Raw genomic sequence first — 17160 nt, forward strand, 5'->3', positions numbered from 1 at the left:
GCGGCCCGCTTTCGGTCTGCATGGCCTGCGTCGTCTTGCCAGGTCAACCCATTGAAGTTGTCGTCCAACTGTCATGGGTGGTCGATAAGCAGGCCCGAGCTTTCCTTGGGCCATCACATCGGGCATGTCCGCCTGTTTCCGCATCTGTGCGATCGGGGTCGCCGCGCTCCTGCCGGCCCATGCGGCGATCGCCGGCGCGCCCAACAGCCTCGGCGACAATCTCGTGAAACTGGCGGCGGAACGAGACATCGTGATCCTCTACGCGCCAGAACTGGTTGCGGGCCGGAGCGGCCGGGTCGTGCCGCCAGGCCTGTCGGCGCGGGCGGCGATCGAGGCGCTGCTGGTCGAGACAGGCGCCAGCGTTCGCGAGGTGCGACGGGGCGTCTTCGTGCTCGAGAAACGCAGCGGCGCCGAGTCTCCGCGACCGATGGCGGCGCCCGAAAATGCGCGGCCCAGCGAGGTCGAGGCGGTGACCGTCACGGCTGCCTACGCCGCCAGCCTCGGCCGGTCCCTGGCCCTCAAGCGCGCATCGGCCTATGCGCTGGACGCCGTCAGCGCCGAGGACATCGCCCGCCTGCCGGCCGCCAACGCCGCCGAGGCGCTGCAGCTGGCGCCGGGCGTCAGCCTGGAGCGGCACCGAGGCGTAGGCCTCTATGTCAGCATCCGAGGTCTGGGTCCTCAGTTCCAGAACGTCTTGCTGAACGGCCGCCCGCTGGCCATGAACGACCTCGTCGAGAACGGCGGCTTCCGCGGGCGGCAGTTCCGCTTCGAGGTCCTTCCCGCTGACGTCATCGACCAGATCGAGGTCGCCAAGTCCACCACCGCCGACATGGACGAGGGGGCGCTGGGCGGCAATATCGACGTGCGGACGTTCAAGCCGCTGGATCGCGGGCGGCGCTCGGTCGTATCGGTGCGCATGTCCGAGGGCCGCGTCGATCGGCGCGATCCGTCGGTGTCCGGCGTGTGGAGCTGGATCGACGACAGCGGGCGTTTTGGCCTGCTGGCGGGCGGCGTAATCGAGCGGCGGCGCATCCGCAACGACCGGCTCTACCAGACCGGCTGGAACCTCAATCGCTTCACCAGCGTGCTCGGCCCCGGCCTCTACACCCCGACGCGCACGCGGCCGACGATCGAGCTCGAAGACCGCCGCATGGCGTCGGGCGACTTCACCTTGCAGTGGCGGCCATCGCCGCAATGGCGGCTGGACATCGACCTGCTGGCGACGCGTCTGGACGCCCATTACGACGAGTACGGCCTGGACATCTATCCGGACGACGCCTCGATCTCGAACCCTCGCTTCGTACCGGGCAGTCAGGTCGTCAAGGGCGACACGGTGCAAGCCGGGATCATCGAGGACGCCCGCTGGATGGCCTCGCAGGAGACCAGCCTGAACCGCCACGACCTTTTCGCCCTTGGCATGCACGAACAGTGGACGAACGGCGCCTGGACGGTCGACGCTGACTACGCCTTCTCCCGCGCGCGCAGCTACCATCCGGACGATCGGGGCACGGTCCGCGCCCGCGTCGCCTTCTACGCGCCGCTGGAGTACGACTTCGGACACGGCCTGGCTGGCGGCCCTACCCTGCGTACGACACGCGACTACGCCGATCCCGCCAGTTTCGCTGGCCAGACCTTCGACTACACCTGGAAAGACTCGCGCGACACCGACCAGCTCTACCGATTGGACGCACGCCGCGACCTCGGCGACTACAAGTTGTCGTTCGGCTGGGAAGCGCACAACCGTAAGCGCGACTACCGGCGACGCGACTGGAACCTGGACGCCCTGGTCGGCACGCCCCTGACCAATCTGGGAGCCCAGTACTACGGCCGGACGCCGTTCGATGACTTCCTGGCCGGGACGCCGGCAGACCTGCCGCGCCGCTGGGTCGCGCCAAAGGCCCGCGCCTTCTACGACCTGCTCTACACGCCCGCGATCGCCGCCCAGGCGCCGTCCCTGACGGACTTGCGCAACTCGTTCGTGGTGCGCGAGGCGATCACCTCCGCCTATGCCCGCTATGACTTCACCGCCGTGCTGGGCCGACCGGTCAGCGGCGATGTCGGGCTGCGCTACGCTCGCACCCGCCAGACCTCGGTCGGGGTGGTCTCCAGCGGAGACGACTCGCTGCCCGTCCAATGGCGCAAGGACTATGGCGACTGGCTGCCCAGCGCCAACCTGCGGGTCGACTTAACCTCGAACCTCTTGCTGCGCCTGGCCGCCTCGCGGGTGGTCAACCGGCCCAACGTCATCGACAGCGCCCCGCGCATCACCCTGGCGCGCGACACCCCGACCGCCAATGGAGGCAATCCCGAGCTGGCCCCGTTCCTGGCCACCCAGGCGGACGTCTCGCTGGAGTGGTACTTCCCCGGCGGCGGAGCAGTCAGCCTGGCGGCTTTCGACCGGCGGCTGGACAACTACATCACCGCCCAGAACACGTTCATCGACGTTCCAGGGCGCGGCCAAATCCTGCTGTCGACCAACGTCAACGGCGGCGACGCGCGGCTGCAGGGTCTGGAGGCCACCTTCAGTCGGGTGTTCCGCGAACTGCCGGCGCCGTTCGACGGGTTGGGCTTGCAGGGCGCGGCCACCCTGGTGCGCAGCCAAGCTAACTACTTCGCCGGCGACCGGGTGATCCGCGATGCGCTGCTGGGCCTGTCGCGCTCAACCTGGAGCGCGCTCGTGTTCTACGAGAAGGGCCGGGGCTCGGTGCGACTCGGCTACAACTGGCGCGGCTCCTACCTGACCTCGATCGGCAGTTCGGTCACGGCGCCGGCCACCACGGCGGCGTTCGGATCGCTCGACGGAGCGGCCTCGTGGCGGCTGAATCGCCATGCCACCCTTTCCCTGGAGAGCGTCAACCTGGCCGACGCCCGCCGCTACGTCTATGGCGAGACCCGCGACCAGCCGATGGAGATCCATCACTGGGGCCGGTACCTGTCCGCGAGGATGAGATGGGCGTTCTGACCTTCCGTGGCGCGGGCACGCGCGCCGATCCGCCCGATAGGCCCAGCGCTTCAGCGCCTGCCAACCCGCCACTGGAGGCGCCGCGCTTTGAGGCGCTGGTGTCACGCTATCGTCGTCCGTTGCTGCGTTTCTTCCAGCGCCGGTCGGTCGGGGTTGAGGACGCCGAGGACCTGACGCAGGAGGTCTTCATGCGGCTGTCGCAGCGGTTCTCGCGCCTGCACTGGGGCAATCCGGACGGGCTGGTGTTCACGGTCGCCGCCAACGCCCTGGTCGACCATGAGCGTCACCAGCGCTCGCGCCAGCGCGGACGCCATGTCGAGGTCGATCCCGCCCTCCCCGCCGACGAGCCCACGGCGGAGGCGGCCCTGGCCGGACGCGAACGGCTGGCCAAGCTGGTGGCGGCTCTGAACGACCTGCATCCGAATGCGCGCGCGGTCTTCGTGCTGTGCCGCTTCGAGAACCTGACCCAAGCCGAGGCGGCCGCGCGGCTGAACCTGTCGCTGAGCGCCGTCGAGAAGCACATGATGAACGCCCTGGCTCGCCTGCGCGAAGCTATCGAGACCGCGCATGACGCCTGACCAAGACCTCGATCCCCGCCGCTTGATGGCGGCCAGCCTGACCCGAGACCTGACCGCCGCCGAGCAGGCCGCTCTGGACGCCTGGTCGACCGCGTCCGCCGAGGCTCGCGAAGAGATCGCCCGCACGCGCGAGGTGTGGCTAGCGATGGGCCTGGCCGCCGACGAACCGACCGTTCGGGTGCTGCGCCGCGACGTTCGCCGTCAGGCGCGTATGGACCGCCCGGCCGCGCCGGACCGTCGTCCGCTGATCGCGGGCCTCACCCTGCTCGCCGCCGCCTTGGTCGTGGGCGTGGTTGTGGAGGTCCAGCCGCAGGTCGACACCTATGCCGCGCCCGAGCACGCCCCGGCCCGCTTGACACTGGCGGACGGCAGCCATGTCGTGCTCAGCCCCGGCGGCCGCCTGACAACCCGCTTCAAGGCCCGCGCCCGCGATGTCTCGCTGGACGCTGGCGACGCCTTCTTCGAGGTCGCCCACGACAAGACGCGGCCGTTCGAGGTGGCGACCTCGGGCCGGACGCTGACCGTGCTGGGCACCCGCTTCAACGTGGCCGGCGGCGGTCGCCTGACGGTGTCACTGGTCGAGGGCTCGCTGCGCGTCAGCCAGCCGGGCGCGGCCAGCGTGGTTCTACGTCCCGGCCAGCGCTATGTCGGCGCGGCCGGGGTCGGCGGCGGCGCTCAAGCGGGCGACGCGAAGGCCGACGCGGCCTGGACCGAAGGCCGCGTCGTGCTCGTCGATGTCAGCCTGTCCGAGGCGGCTGAACGGCTATCGCGCGCCTCGGGCCGCAAGGTCGCGCTGACCGATCCCGCCCTCGCCCGCCTTCGCCTGTCCGGCTCGCTGGATATCGGCCGGATGGACGACGTCGGCGCGGCGCTAGAAGCCCTCCTGCCGGTGCGCGCACGGCTCACCCCCAGCGGAGACTTGAATCTATCTCCGGACGAGAGATCGTCTCGGCACGGATAAAATCGAGACTTTTCAACAGGATCGTCGCAAATATTTCACCGACGTCGGACTGAGGGCCGGTGTCGGCACTTCCGTTCTTCTGCCCTGACCCGCGCCTCCCCGCGGGCCCAGCAAAGACCGGGGGATACCATGTCCAACTCGAAGTTCCTGTTCGCGCCCTGCGCGGGCGCCGTCGCCGTTCTCGCCTTCGCCGCCCTCGGCGCTGGCCAGGCCCAGGCCGCCGACACCGCCGCGACCGCGCCAGCCGCCGAACCGGCTGACGCCGTCGACGCCGTCGTCATCACCTCGTACGGCAAGAGCCTGCAGGCCGCCGCCGCCCTGAAGCGCTCGGCCGACTACGGCCTGGACGCCGTCAACGCCGAGGACATTGGCAAATTCCCCACCCGTAACGCCGCCGAGGCGCTGCAGCTGGTCACCGGCGTCACCATCGACCGCCAGCGCGGCGCCGGCCTCTATGTCAGCGTCCGGGGCCTGGGTCCCCAGTTCCAGTACACGGAGCTGAACGGCCGCTCGATCGCCGTCAACGACCTGATCGAGAACGGCGGCGCCAAGGGCCGTCAGTTCCGCTTCGAGGTGCTGCCCGCAGAGCTGATCTCACAGATCGAGGTGGTGAAGACGCCGACCGCCGACATGGATGAAGGCGCTCTGGGCGGCAATATCAACATCAAGACCTTCAAGCCGTTCGACCTGGGCAAGAAGGCCGCCTTCTCGGTGCGCGAAACCTACAACGACGTGCGCAAGAAGGCCGACCCGTCGGCCTCGGGCCTCTACAGCTGGACCAACGAGAACAAGACCCTGGGTCTGCTGGCCTCGGGTCTCTACGACGAGCGCCATGTGCGCAACGACCGCCTGTACATGGTCGGCTGGAACCTGGATAAGTTCAAATCCGTGCTGGGCTCGGGCCTCTACACCCCAACCCGCACCCGCCCGACGGTCGAGACCGAGCATCGCAAGCTCTATTCAGGCGCGGTGTCGGGCCAATGGAAGCCCAACAGCGACTTCCAGACGGACGTCGACCTGCTGGTGACCCGGCTGGACGTCGACTACGACGAGTTCGGCCTCGACATCTATCCGGACGACGCCACCTTCGCGACGCCGCAGTTCGTGGCGGGCAGCCAGAAGGTCGTCGGCGACACTGTCGTGGCCGGCACGATCAACAACGTGCGCTGGATGGCTTCGCGCGAGACCAGCCTGAACCGCCACGACCTGACGATCTTCGGGATCAAGCAGGCCTGGACGCCGGGCGCCTGGGCGTTCAACGCCGAGTACGGCTATTCGCGCGCCCGCAGCTATCATCCGGACGGCAAGGCCACGACCCGCGATCGCATCGCGTTCTTCGCGCCGCTGAGCTTCGACTTCTCGCGCGGGTCGACGTCGATCCCGCAGCTTACCACCACCGTCGACTACACCAACCCGGCCAACTTCGTCGGCCAAGCCTTCGACTACACCTGGAAGGACTCGCGCGACAGCGACGAGACGTTCCGCCTGGACGGCTCGCGCGTCTTCTCGGGCTGGTTCACCAAGATCGCGTTCGGCGCCGAACAGCACAACATGAACCGCACCTATCTGCGTCGCGACTGGGTGTTGAACGACATCCTGAACACGCCGCTGACGACCCTGGGCGCCAGCTTCTACGAGACCATGCCCTATAAGGGCTTCCTCAAGGACTTCGCCGGCAACACGCCGCGCACCTGGGTCACCCCGACCAGCGACGCCTACTACAAAAAGATGTACACCTCGGCCGTGGCGGCTCAACCGTGGTCGGCGGCCGACCTGCGCAACTCGTTCATCGTCGACCAGAAGATCCACAGCGCCTATGTGCGCGGGGACTTCAAGTTCGACCTGGCCGGCGTGCCGGTCAGCGGCAATCTGGGCGTCCGCTACGCCGAGACCAAGCAACTGGCCAGCGGCACGCTGACCAGCGGCTCGACGCCGGTGCCCGTGGGCTATCTGAAGGAATACAAGAACTGGCTGCCCAGCCTGAACGTCAAGCTCGACCTGCGTGACGACCTGGTCGGCCGCCTGTCAGCCTCGCGCGTCGTCAACCGTCCCAACGTCACCGACAGCGCCCCGCGCATCAGCGTCAGCCGCGACTCGCCGACGGCCTCAGGCGGCAACCCGGACCTGGATCCGTTCCTGGCCGACCAGTACGACGCCTCGCTGGAGTGGTACCCGGCCCCGACCACGGCCGTGACCGCCGCGGTGTTCATCAAGACGATGGACAACTACATCACCGCCCAGAACACCACGATCCAGGTGCCCGGCCGCGGCGACGTGCTGCTGTCGGCCAGCGTCAACGGCGGCGACGCCGAGGTGCGCGGCTTCGAAGCCGCCTACAACCAGTCGCTGTCGTTCCTGCCCGCCCCCTTCGACGGCTTCGGCGTGCAGGCCTCGGTGACCTTGGTGGACAGCAAGGCGAACTATTTCGCCGGCAACCGCCAGATCAAGGACGACCTCGTGGGCCTGTCCAAGCAGAGCTACAATCTGGTCGGCTACTACGAGAAGGGCCCGATCAGCGCCCGCCTCGGCTGGTTCTGGCGCTCGCGGTATCTGCAGTCGATCGGCAGCACCACCACCGCCCAGTCCTATATCGCCCCCTACGGCTCGCTGGACGGATCGCTCTCCTACCAGATCACCCCGCAATACGCGGTGACCCTGGAAGGTTCGAACCTGACTGACGAGGTCCGCTTCACCTACGGCAAGACCAAGGACCAGCCGATGGAGATCTATCACTGGGGCCGCACGGTCTCGCTGACGCTCCGCGGCAAGTTCTGATCCCTCCCCTGAACGCCCTCTGCTCTTAGAGGTCGTCACCTCGCGCGGACCGGTCATACGCCGGCCGGTCCGCGCCTTTTCCTTCCCATGAGGTCGCCATGCGCCCGCTGTTTCTCGCCGCCGCCCTGTCGGTTGTCGCCTTCGCAACCCAGGCGGCCGAAGCGCCGAAGATCAACAGCCTGCACTGGCTGGGCTCGCACAACAGCTACCGTCCAGAACTCGATCCCGCCGCCCTCGCGCACCAGCGCCAAGTGATGGGCGAGCGCTCGCGCGGCGTCGAATACGGTCATCCGCCGATCACCGTTCAGCTGGACCTCGGTGTCCGTCAGCTGGAATTCGATCCCTACGCCGACACCGGCGGCGGTCTCTATGCCGCTCCCTACGCCAAGGACCCCGCCAAGCTCGCGATCATGAAGACGCCGGGCGCCAAGGTGCTGCACGCCCCGGTCGTCGACGCCCGCACCCTGTGCCTGCGTCTGTCCGACTGCTTCGTCGAGGTCGCGACCTGGTCCGAGGCCCACCCCGATCACCAGCCGATCGTGCTCTTCGTCAACACCAAGGAAGAGCCGTTCAACACCTCGGCGATCCCGGACCCGCCGCTGTGGACCGAGGCCGACTTCGCCAGCCTGGACGCCGACGCGATCAAGGCGTTCGGCCGGGATCGCATCATCACGCCCGACGACGTTCGCGGAACGCGCGCCACCCTGCGCGAAGGCGTCACCGGCGGCGATTGGCCGACGGCCGCCAGCGCGCGCGGCAAGGTGCTGCTGGTGCTGGACGCCAATCCCCGCATCGAGGAGGCCTATCGCACCGGTCACCCGTCACTGAAGGGCCGTGTCCTGTTCGGCCTCTATGCCGAGGACCAGGCCGAGGCGGCGGTCTTCAATATCCAGGACCCGCGCCCGGAAGAAACCCGTATCAAGGCCCTGGTCGCCCAAGGCTTCCTGGTCCGCACGCGCAGCGACGCCGACACCAGCGAGGCCCGCAACCACGACCTTGGCCGCCTGAAGTCGGCCGAGCAGTCGGGCGCACAGATCATCAGCACCGACTACTATCCAAGCGCGCCCGATCCGCTGGACCTGAAGTTCGTGGTGCGCCCGTCGTGGTTCACGCCAGGAGAGGACCTTGCCCCGCCCGCTCGCTGACGATCACCGAAGGCCTGGGCGGATAGCCTTCGACAAAGTCCGGCCGCCGGGATCGTCCAGTAGTCCTTGCCGCCGGCGAACCCGCCGATTGCCTACCCTTCCACGCCACAGTACTACGCCGCTTGGCAGCGGCTTTACACAGCGCCGTAACCGGAGTTCCCTACAGATTACAGGGCTCTGAGTAGGCGCACGCGGCATCCGCCGAAGGCGCCAAACCGAGTGGAAGACGACGGCCACAGATCCGGCGAATGCGGCATCATATTACCGCTACTCCCACTCGATCGTGCCAGGCGGCTTGCTGGTCACGTCGTAGACGACGCGGTTCACGCCGCGGACCTCGTTGATGATCCGCGTGGCGGTCTTGCCAAGCACCGGCCAAGGGAACTCGAAGAAGTCGGCGGTCATGCCGTCGGTCGAGGTCACGGCGCGGAGAGCCAGGACGTTCTCGTAGGTGCGAGCGTCGCCCATCACGCCGACCGTCTTCACGGGGAGCAACACGGCGAAGGCCTGCCAGATCTTGTCGTAGAGGCCGGCGTTGCGGATTTCTTCCAGATAGATGGCGTCGGCTTCCTGCAGGACCTTGACCTTCTCGGGCGTGATCTCCCCCGGGATGCGGATGGCCAGGCCCGGGCCCGGGAACGGGTGACGGCCGACGAAGGCCGGGGCCAGGCCCAGCTCGACGCCCAGGGCGCGGACCTCGTCCTTGAAGAGCTCGCGCAGCGGCTCGACCAGCTTCAGCTTCATGTAGTCCGGCAGGCCGCCCACGTTGTGGTGGCTCTTAATCACCGCTGACGGGCCGCCGCGGGCCGAGACGCTTTCGACGACGTCCGGATAGAGGGTCCCTTGCGCCAAGAACTCCGCGCCGTCGATCTTGGCGGCCTCGCGGTCGAAGACGTCGATGAACAGACGGCCGATGGTCTTGCGCTTGGTCTCCGGATCGCTGACGCCGGCCAGCTCGCCGAGGAACAGCTCGCCCGCGTCCACGTGGACCAGCGGGATGTTGTAGTGATCGCGGAACAGGGTGACGACCTGCTCGGCCTCGTTTTTGCGCAGCAGGCCGGTGTCGACGAACACGCAGGTCAGCTGGTCGCCGATCGCTTCGTGGATCAGAACGGCGGCCACCGAGCTGTCGACGCCGCCCGACAGGCCGCAGATGACCTTGCCGTCGCCGACCTGGTCGCGGATCTTCTGGACCATCTCCTGGCGGAAGGCGGCCATGGTCCAGTCGCCCTTCAGGCCGGCGATGTTAAACAGGAAGTTCCGGTACATCTTGGCCCCGTTGACGGTGTGGTACACCTCGGGGTGGAACTGCAGGGCGTAGATCTTCTTCTCGTCATTGGCGATGGCCGCGAACGGCGCGCCGGTCGAGGTGGCGATGACCTCGAAGCCGTCGGGGATGGCGGTGACGCGGTCGCCGTGGCTCATCCAGACGGTTTCAAGCTCGCCGACGCCAGCCAGGCCCTGGAACATCGGGCTGACCTTACCGACGGTCAGCTCGGCGCGGCCGAACTCGCCGGCGTGGCCGCCCTCGACCTTGCCGCCCAGCACGTCGCACAGCAGCTGCTGGCCGTAGCAGATCGCCAGCATCGGCAGGCCGAGATCAAAGAGCTTGCGGCCGATGCGGGGGCTGTCGGCCTCCAGCACGCTGGCCGGGCCGCCCGACAGGATGATGGCGCTGGGCTTGTATTCGTCGATGATGGCCTCGGCCTTATCGAACGGATGGATTTCGCAATAGACGCCGGCCTCGCGCACGCGGCGGGCGATCAGTTGGGTCACCTGGCTGCCGAAGTCGACGATCAGGACGCGCTGGTGGTTGGGTTCAGTGGTCATCGGCGGGTCTCCAGCGGTCTGGCGTTCAGGTCAGGGCGTATAGGTGGATCGTTCCAGCACGGCGGCGAAGAAGCCGTCCGTTCCGGCGCGGTAAGGGCTCAAGCGCAGATAGCCTTCGGGGGTCACGTACCGCTCGACGCCCGGCAGGGCGATCGGCTTGACGGTGAATTCGGGATGGCGCTCCAGGAAGCCGGCGACGCGGTCCTCGTTCTCGTCGGTCAGCAGCGAGCAGGTGACGTAGACCATCCGGCCGCCGGCCTTCACGAAGGTCGCGGCGTCCTCCAGCACGCTGTCCTGCTCGATCTGGCGCTTGGCCAGCTGGTCGGGCGACAGCCGCCACTTGGCGTCCGGGTGGCGACGCCAGGTGCCGGCGCCAGTGCAGGGCGCGTCGACGAAGACGACGTCGATCTTGCCTTCCAGGCCCTTCAGCGGCGTCGCCTCGATCGGCGAGCGGATCTGCAGGTTGCGGACCCCTGCCCTCTGCCCCCGACGAATGGTGTCCGCCAGGCGGCGGGCGTCGGCGTCATGGGCGAAGATCTGGCCGCTATTGCCCATGGCCGCAGCGAGCGCCAGCGTCTTGCCGCCGCCGCCCGCGCAGAAGTCGAGCACCTGCTTGCCCTTGACCTCGCCGGCCACGGCGGCGGCGATCTGCGAGCCCAGGTCCTGGACCTCGAACCAGCCCTTGGAGAAAGCCGGCACGGCCTCGACCGACGGCGTGCGATCAGCGGCGGCGGGCGCCGGAATTCGGAAGGCGTTGGGCAGTATGCCCGCCGGCGCGGCGTGGATCGGCGCTAAGGCCTTGGCGGCGCGCTCGACGTCGGTCTTCAGGGTATTGACCCGCAGATCGACCGGAGCACGTTCGGACAGCGCCCGCATCTCCATGGCCTGATCGGCGCCCAAGGTGCGGATCAGCCGCTCTTCTAGCCAATCAGGATAGTCGCCGACCACCGGGGCCGGAGCGCCGTCGAGCGAAACGGGGTTGGAAAGACGCTCCCGCTCGACGTCCGTGAGCGGACCAAAGCCGTGCTCCTCAGCCGCCGCCTCGGCGATGCGTTCGGGCGTCCAAGCCCAGGTGAAGGCCAGCACGCCCAGCACGACGCCGCGTGCGCTCGCGTCGTCCATCATCCAGCCTAGCGAGCGCTTGCGACGCAGGGCGTCGAGCACCAGGCCCGAAACGAAGGCGCGATCCTTGGAGCCGGCGTAACGCGCGGCTTCGCCCCAGCGCTTCAACGCCATCTTCACCGGAAAATGCCGCGCCTCGATCTCGGTCAGAACCTCGATCGCCGCTGAAACCCGTCCTCCGTCCCGCATCAGACGACCAGGGCCAGGAGGGTCAGGAAGATCCCCGTAAAGGAGACCGCCCAGGCGATGCTGCGCACCCACGGCACGCCCAGCGCGTAGAGCGGCAGGAAGGCGAGGCGACCGCCGACATAGAGGCCGGAGCCAATCAGGGTCAGGGTGCCGAACCGGCCGCCCAGATAGGCGACCAGCACGGCCGCGGCGAAGAACGGGAAGCTCTCGCGGTAGTTGGCGAAGGCCCGCTCCAGCCGCGCGGCGAGGCCGCTGACCGGAACAGGCTCGTCGCGCGGACCGGCGCTCCACTTCAGACCCCGCTGCGACACGCCCGCCAGGGCCGCCGCCAGCAGGTGGACGAGGCCGATCAGGACCGCCACGCCCAGCATCTGAAGTTCGAACGCCATCCTCATCGGCTAGACCGCGCTCGGATAGTTCGGCGCCTCGCGCGTGATCATCACGTCGTGGACGTGGCTTTCACGCAGGCCCGCGCCGGTGATCCGGACGAATTTGGCGCGCTTCTGCAGCTCGGGGATGGTCGGCGCGCCAACATAGCCCATGGCCGCCCGCAGGCCGCCGACCAACTGGTGCAGCACCGGCGAGATCGGGCCCTTGAACGGGGTCTGCCCCTCGATACCTTCCGGCACCAGCTTGAAGCTGTCGGTCACTTCCTTCTGGAAGTAGCGGTCGGCCGAGCCGCGGGCCATGGCGCCCACCGAACCCATACCGCGATAGCTCTTGTACGAGCGGCCCTGGTACAGGAACACCTCGCCGGGCGCCTCTTCGGTGCCGGCGAACATCGAGCCCATCATGGCGGTCGAGGCCCCGGCGGCGATGGCCTTGGCCAGGTCGCCCGAGTACTTGATGCCGCCGTCGGCGATGATCGGAGTATTGCTCTCGCGACCCGCGCGAACGGCTTCCATGATCGCGGTCAGCTGAGGCACACCCACGCCCGCGACGATGCGGGTCGTGCAGATCGAGCCCGGGCCGATACCGACCTTCACCGCGTCGGCGCCGGCGTCGATCAGGGCGCGGGCGGCGTCGTAGGTGGCGATGTTGCCGGCCACGATCTGGACGCGGTTGGCTTCGCGCTTCAGGCGCGAGACCGCTTGCGCGACTTGGCTGGAGTGGCCGTGGGCGGTGTCGATGACGACGACGTCAACACCGGCGTCCACCAGGCCCATCGAGCGCTCGAAGCCAGCGTCGCCGACGGTCGAGGCCGCCCCGACCAGCAGGCGGCCCTTGTCGTCCTTGGCGGCTAGGGGGTGCGCCTGAGCCTTCTCGATGTCCTTCACCGTGATCAGGCCGACGGCGCGGTAGGCGTCGTCGACGACGATCAGGCGTTCGATCTTGTGCTTGCGCAGCAGCTCGCGGGCTTCGCGCTGGTCGACGCCCTCGGAGACGGTGATCAGGTTCTCGCGGGTCATCAGCGCCGAGGCGGGCACGTTGGCGTCGCCCTCGAAGCGCATGTCGCGGTTGGTCAGGATGCCGACCAGCTTGCCAGACCCGCGCTCGACCACCGGGAAGCCCGAGATCTTGCGGCGAGCCTTGATCTCGCGGACCTCGGCGAGGGTGGTGTCGGGGTGGATGGTCAGCGGATTGATGACCATGCCGCTTTCGTAGCGCTTCACCTCGCGGACCTGATCGGCCTGCTCCTCGTTGGTGAGGTTGCGGTGAAGAATGCCCAGGCCGCCGGCTTGCGCCATGGCGATGGCGAGGCGGCTTTCGGTCACCGTGTCCATGGCGGCGGACACGAGCGGTATGTTCAGACTGATTTCACGCGTGAACCGGGTCTCGGTCGTCACCTGGGTGGGCATGACGTCGGACGGGCCGGGTTCGAGCAAAACGTCGTCGAAGGTGAGCCCTTCGCGAATCTCCATCGGAGTCTCCATTTTGCGGCGCGGATATAGCCGCGAGGTCGGCAGTTGTCGACCCGGAGTCGGCGCGAAATGGAGATGAATTTTTCTGGATCGATGAACGGCGGCGACGACCAAGCCGGCCGGCGCCGCCCTTTCCGTCTAGACCGGCTTGGCGCCCGGCGTCCCGCACTTGGCGAACTTGCCCTTGGCGTCCTTGCACTTGGTAGGCTTGGCCGGGGCGGCGGCCGGCGGCGGACACTTGATGAACTTGCCCTTGGCATCGCGGCAAGGCGCGGCGGCGTTGGCGGCGCTGACGCTGGACAGGGCGATGGCAAGCGCGAAGGCGAGGCTGAGGCTCTTGGACATGGCAGGTCTCTCACAAGCACGGACAGAGTCCGCTAGACCCCACGCGGATGAACCGCGTGGGACGAGAGATCAAAAACACAAGTTTCCAATAAAGTTCAGCGACTTGAAGCTGACATGGCTCGCGCCGACAACCCCAACGTCAGTCCGCGAGACCGTCCAGGCCTAAGCTGCCCGTCTTTGAAACCACTGCCAGGGCGTCGCCAGTCCTGATGATCTCGTTGTGAGCGGGGCTCTCGATCACCGTCCCATCGGCTCGCTCGATCCGCACAACCAGCACGCCGCCGCTGCGCCGCTCCAAATCTCGTACGGTAGCTTTCCGGGCGCCGAGGTTCGAAGGCGCGGTGATGACCCGCAGGTCGAGACCCAGCTTGGCCAGGCCTTCGTCGGTGCCGTCGCCCTTCGGCTCGGAGCCGCGCAGGAAATGCGCCAGGCGCGGATAGAGGATCATCTCGGCGATCCGCTCGGCGCCGATATGGGCCGGCATGACCACCCGGTCGGCGCCGGCCTGCATCAGCTTGCGTTCGGTCGTCGGGCGCTCGCCGCGGGCGATGATCTCGAGCTTCGAATTGAGACTGCGCGCCGACAGGGTGATGAAGACGTTGGCGGCGTCGTCCGGCAGCACGGTGGCCAGCACCTTGGCCCGCTCGACATGCAGGGTCCGCAGGACGTCCTCGTCCGTGGCGTCGGCGTGACGACACAGATAGCCGAGCTCCCTCGCCTCCTGGCAACGCGCTTCGTCCCGCTCGACGATGACGAAGGTCTCGCCGACGGACGCCAATTCGCCGGCCAGCATGAGCCCGATGCGGCCGAAGCCGCAGATGATGATGTGGCCGTCCAGGCGGTCGATGTCGCGTTCCACGCGCTTTCCAAAGAACTGTTCGAGTTGAGACTGGGTCAGCGCCTGCACCAGCGAACCGGTGACGATGATGACGCCCGTGCACCCGAACACCATCGTGGCCATGGTCACGGCGTGCAAGTAGTCGGTGTCGATCGGTCGGACCTCGCCGTAGCCGACCGTGAAGATGGTCAGGGTGACCATGTAGAGCGCGTCGTCGAACGACCAGCCGGCGTGCATGTAGCCAACCATCGCGCCCGCGGCGACCAGCAGCACGAAGGCGACCGCCAGCCCCAGGTTCCTGAAGGGCTTGGCGACCAGTCCTCCGATGACGCCCCCCCGGTCGCTCACCGCCCCTTGAACCCCGTCGCGACGAGGAAGACCTCCGAACTATCCTGTCGGCTGGCCTTCGGCTTGAAATGCTGCACCTTGGTGAAGTGACGTTTGAGCTTGCCGATGATGTCGGCCGTCTCGCCGCCCTGGAAGGCCTTGGCGACGAAGGCGCCGCCGGGCTTGAGCACGTCCACCGCGAACTCGGCGGCGATCTCGATCAGGCCGACGATCCGCAGGTGGTCGGTCTCGCGATGGCCAACGGTATTGGGGGCCATGTCCGACATCACGAGGTCGGGCTCGCCGCCGAGCAGCTCCATCAGCTTCTCGGGCGCGCCCTCGGCGGTGAAGTCCATCTCCAGGATGTGCGCCGGCGCCACGGGATCGACGGGCAGCAGGTCGATGCCCGCCAGATTTGTCACGCCCCGCTCGACGGCGATCTGCAGCCAGCCGCCCGGCGCGCAGCCCAGGTCGATGACCTTCGCGCCCTTGCGGAAGAAATGGAACTTGTCGTCGATCTCGCTGATCTTGAACGCCGCCCGGCTGCGATAGCCAAGCGCCCGGGCCTTGGCGGAGAACGGGTCGTTGATCTGGCGCTCCAGCCAGGCCTGCTGGCTGGGCGTGCGGCCGTAAGCGGTCTTCAGGCGCGCCGGCTTGCCGCGCCCGCCTTCGGAACCGCCCGAAGGCGGCTTGACCATGCGGCGGCGGGGAGGATCTTCGCTCATGCGGACACCGGTTTCTTGGACGCCCCACCGCGACGGCGCCGCCGCGGGCGCTTCTGCTGGTCGGACATCAGGGACATCAGAAGCCCCTCTCTAAGCCCTCGATCGGCGACGCGCACGCGCGAACAGGGCCAAAGCTCCTGAACAGCCTGCAGGATCGCCGCCCCCGCCAGCACCAGATCGGCGCGGTCGGCGCCGATGCACGGCTCCTGGGCCCGCTCGGCGGACGTCAGCGATAACAATCGTTCGGCCGCCGCATCGCAATCATCGCGCCGCATCCACAGACCGTCGACGACGTTTCGGTCATAGCGCGGCAGGCCAAGGTGCAGGCCCGCCAAGCTGGTGATCGCGCCCGAGGTGCCGACCAGGTGCGCCCGCCCCTCCGCGAAAATCCGCCGCATCGGCTCGGCGTGCGGGAAGCCCTCGATCCGCGCCTTCACATCATCGACCATGGCCCGGAACCAGGTCTCATTGTCCGTCTCGCCTTCCGGGAAGCGCTCGGCGAGGGTCACCACGCCTACCGGGATCGACAGCCACGCCTTGATTGGCAGCTTCCAGGCGGCGAACTGGCGAGGACGGGCGTCCAATCCCCCGCCCTTCAGGTCCACCCACGACAGCTCGGTTGAGCCGCCGCCGACATCGACGACCAGAGCCGCGTCCTGCTCGCGGTCAAACAGGCTCATGCAGCCGGCGACTGAAAGCTGAGCCTCCTCGCGGGGACTGATGATCTGCAGCTTGAGACCGGTCTCTTCATGGACGCGCCGCACGAAGTCGGGACCATTGGTCGCACCCCTGCAGGCCTGGGTCGCCACGGCCTTCACCCGGATAGCCTTGCGGCGGCGGATCTTCTCGGCGCAGACCTTCAGGGCCGCCAGCGAGCGGTCCATGGCCGCCTCGGACAGCCGACCGCTCTGGGACAGCCCCTCGCCGAGCCTGACAATGCGGGAATAGGCCTCAACCACACGGAAGCCGCGCGGCGAGGGCGTAGCCACCAAGAGGCGGCAGTTGTTGGTGCCGAGATCGAGCGCCGCGTAACACGACGACTCCTCCGGCGACCGCCGGCGCCGCCCTTGTGGGGCGCCGGGCGCGCGCGGCGCCTCCGACATGGTTCAAACCACCTGTCTCGCAAGCGTCGCGAACGGTTGCGACGCCTCACTTCGAGTCGACCATAGCACGTGACTCGCGCTCCGGAAGACGCCGCCTTGTCTTCCGGGTTCGGAAGTCTCTACGTTCAGCTTTCAGTCAGCTAGAGATGCTATTCTCCAAACCATGAATTCGAGACTCGCCAAGTTCGCGATCGGCCAAGTCGTCCGTCACCGCATCTTCCCGTTCCGGGGTGTGGTGTTCGACGTCGACCCGGTGTTCGCCAATACGGAGGAGTGGTGGCAGTCGATCCCCGAGGAGATCCGGCCCACCAAGGACCAGCCGTTCTACCACCTGCTGGCCGAGAACGAGGACAACAGCTACGTCGCCTACGTCTCCGAGCAGAACCTGCTGCCCGACG

14 protein-coding genes are annotated in these 17160 nt (G+C 67.8%); 6 read left to right on the top strand and 8 right to left on the bottom strand.

Annotation, left to right across the window (positions count from 1 at the left end; all coding sequences use genetic code 11):
- Window positions 1-124 precede the first annotated feature (124 nt).
- The 5 genes from Q0379_RS15540 to Q0379_RS15560 all read left to right on the top strand — a co-directional run bounded on the left by Q0379_RS15540 (window position 125) and on the right by Q0379_RS15560 (window position 8421).
- Window positions 125-2962 carry a TonB-dependent receptor gene (locus Q0379_RS15540; RefSeq protein WP_299010690.1) on the top strand — a complete coding sequence of 946 codons (2838 nt, stop codon included), beginning with the start codon at window positions 125-127 and terminating at the stop codon, window positions 2960-2962.
- Between the two features lie 98 nt (window positions 2963-3060).
- On the top strand, window positions 3061-3540 hold the full coding sequence (locus Q0379_RS15545; RefSeq protein WP_299010693.1) for a sigma-70 family RNA polymerase sigma factor: 480 nt from the start codon (window positions 3061-3063) through the stop codon (window positions 3538-3540).
- Window positions 3530-4501: a FecR domain-containing protein gene (locus Q0379_RS15550; RefSeq protein WP_299010696.1), complete on the top strand. Its 972-nt coding sequence runs from the start codon at window positions 3530-3532 to the stop codon at window positions 4499-4501. The genes Q0379_RS15545 and Q0379_RS15550 overlap by 11 nt, the downstream gene beginning before the upstream one ends.
- A 129-nt stretch (window positions 4502-4630) precedes the next feature.
- The gene (locus Q0379_RS15555; protein ID WP_299010699.1) at window positions 4631-7276 is read left to right on the top strand and encodes a TonB-dependent receptor; all 2646 of its coding nucleotides are present in this window, start codon (window positions 4631-4633) and stop codon (window positions 7274-7276) included.
- Between the two features lie 98 nt (window positions 7277-7374).
- The gene (locus Q0379_RS15560) at window positions 7375-8421 is read left to right on the top strand and encodes a phosphatidylinositol-specific phospholipase C domain-containing protein (RefSeq protein ID WP_299010701.1); all 1047 of its coding nucleotides are present in this window, start codon (window positions 7375-7377) and stop codon (window positions 8419-8421) included.
- A 267-nt stretch (window positions 8422-8688) separates the two neighbouring features.
- Here the strand turns inward: Q0379_RS15560 and guaA are convergent, their stop codons facing one another.
- From guaA to Q0379_RS15600, 8 genes are all read right to left on the bottom strand, one after another.
- A complete protein-coding gene (gene guaA, locus Q0379_RS15565) occupies window positions 8689-10251 on the bottom strand; it encodes a glutamine-hydrolyzing GMP synthase (RefSeq protein WP_299010704.1) in 1563 nt (520 codons plus the stop codon).
- Between the two features lie 30 nt (window positions 10252-10281).
- The gene (locus Q0379_RS15570; RefSeq protein WP_299010707.1) at window positions 10282-11562 is read right to left on the bottom strand and encodes an RsmB/NOP family class I SAM-dependent RNA methyltransferase; all 1281 of its coding nucleotides are present in this window, start codon (window positions 11560-11562) and stop codon (window positions 10282-10284) included.
- Window positions 11562-11951 (bottom strand): MAPEG family protein, encoded by a 390-nt coding sequence (locus Q0379_RS15575; RefSeq protein WP_366519329.1) that lies wholly within the window; start codon window positions 11949-11951, stop codon window positions 11562-11564. Before Q0379_RS15575 ends, Q0379_RS15570 begins: the two co-directional genes overlap by 1 nt.
- 9 nt (window positions 11952-11960) lie before the next feature.
- Window positions 11961-13424 carry an IMP dehydrogenase gene (gene guaB, locus Q0379_RS15580; protein WP_066681047.1) on the bottom strand — a complete coding sequence of 488 codons (1464 nt, stop codon included), beginning with the start codon at window positions 13422-13424 and terminating at the stop codon, window positions 11961-11963.
- Window positions 13425-13562: 138 nt separating this feature from the next.
- Complete coding sequence (locus Q0379_RS15585; protein WP_299010716.1) at window positions 13563-13769, bottom strand: hypothetical protein; 207 nt, start codon at window positions 13767-13769, stop codon at window positions 13563-13565.
- 139 nt (window positions 13770-13908) lie between these two features.
- Window positions 13909-14955 carry a potassium channel protein gene (locus tag Q0379_RS15590; protein ID WP_299010720.1) on the bottom strand — a complete coding sequence of 349 codons (1047 nt, stop codon included), beginning with the start codon at window positions 14953-14955 and terminating at the stop codon, window positions 13909-13911.
- Complete coding sequence (locus Q0379_RS15595; protein WP_299010723.1) at window positions 14952-15659, bottom strand: RlmE family RNA methyltransferase; 708 nt, start codon at window positions 15657-15659, stop codon at window positions 14952-14954. Before Q0379_RS15595 ends, Q0379_RS15590 begins: the two co-directional genes overlap by 4 nt.
- Window positions 15656-16762: a Ppx/GppA phosphatase family protein gene (locus Q0379_RS15600; protein WP_299010724.1), complete on the bottom strand. Its 1107-nt coding sequence runs from the start codon at window positions 16760-16762 to the stop codon at window positions 15656-15658. Before Q0379_RS15600 ends, Q0379_RS15595 begins: the two co-directional genes overlap by 4 nt.
- Window positions 16763-16925: 163 nt before the next feature.
- On the opposite strand from Q0379_RS15600, the gene hspQ reads away from it, so the two are divergent.
- The coding region (gene hspQ, locus Q0379_RS15605; RefSeq protein ID WP_299010730.1) for a heat shock protein HspQ at window positions 16926-17160 on the top strand (235 nt) is incomplete at its 3' end.

The organism is uncultured Caulobacter sp., from assembly GCF_937900395.1.
Taxonomy (GTDB): domain Bacteria; phylum Pseudomonadota; class Alphaproteobacteria; order Caulobacterales; family Caulobacteraceae; genus Caulobacter.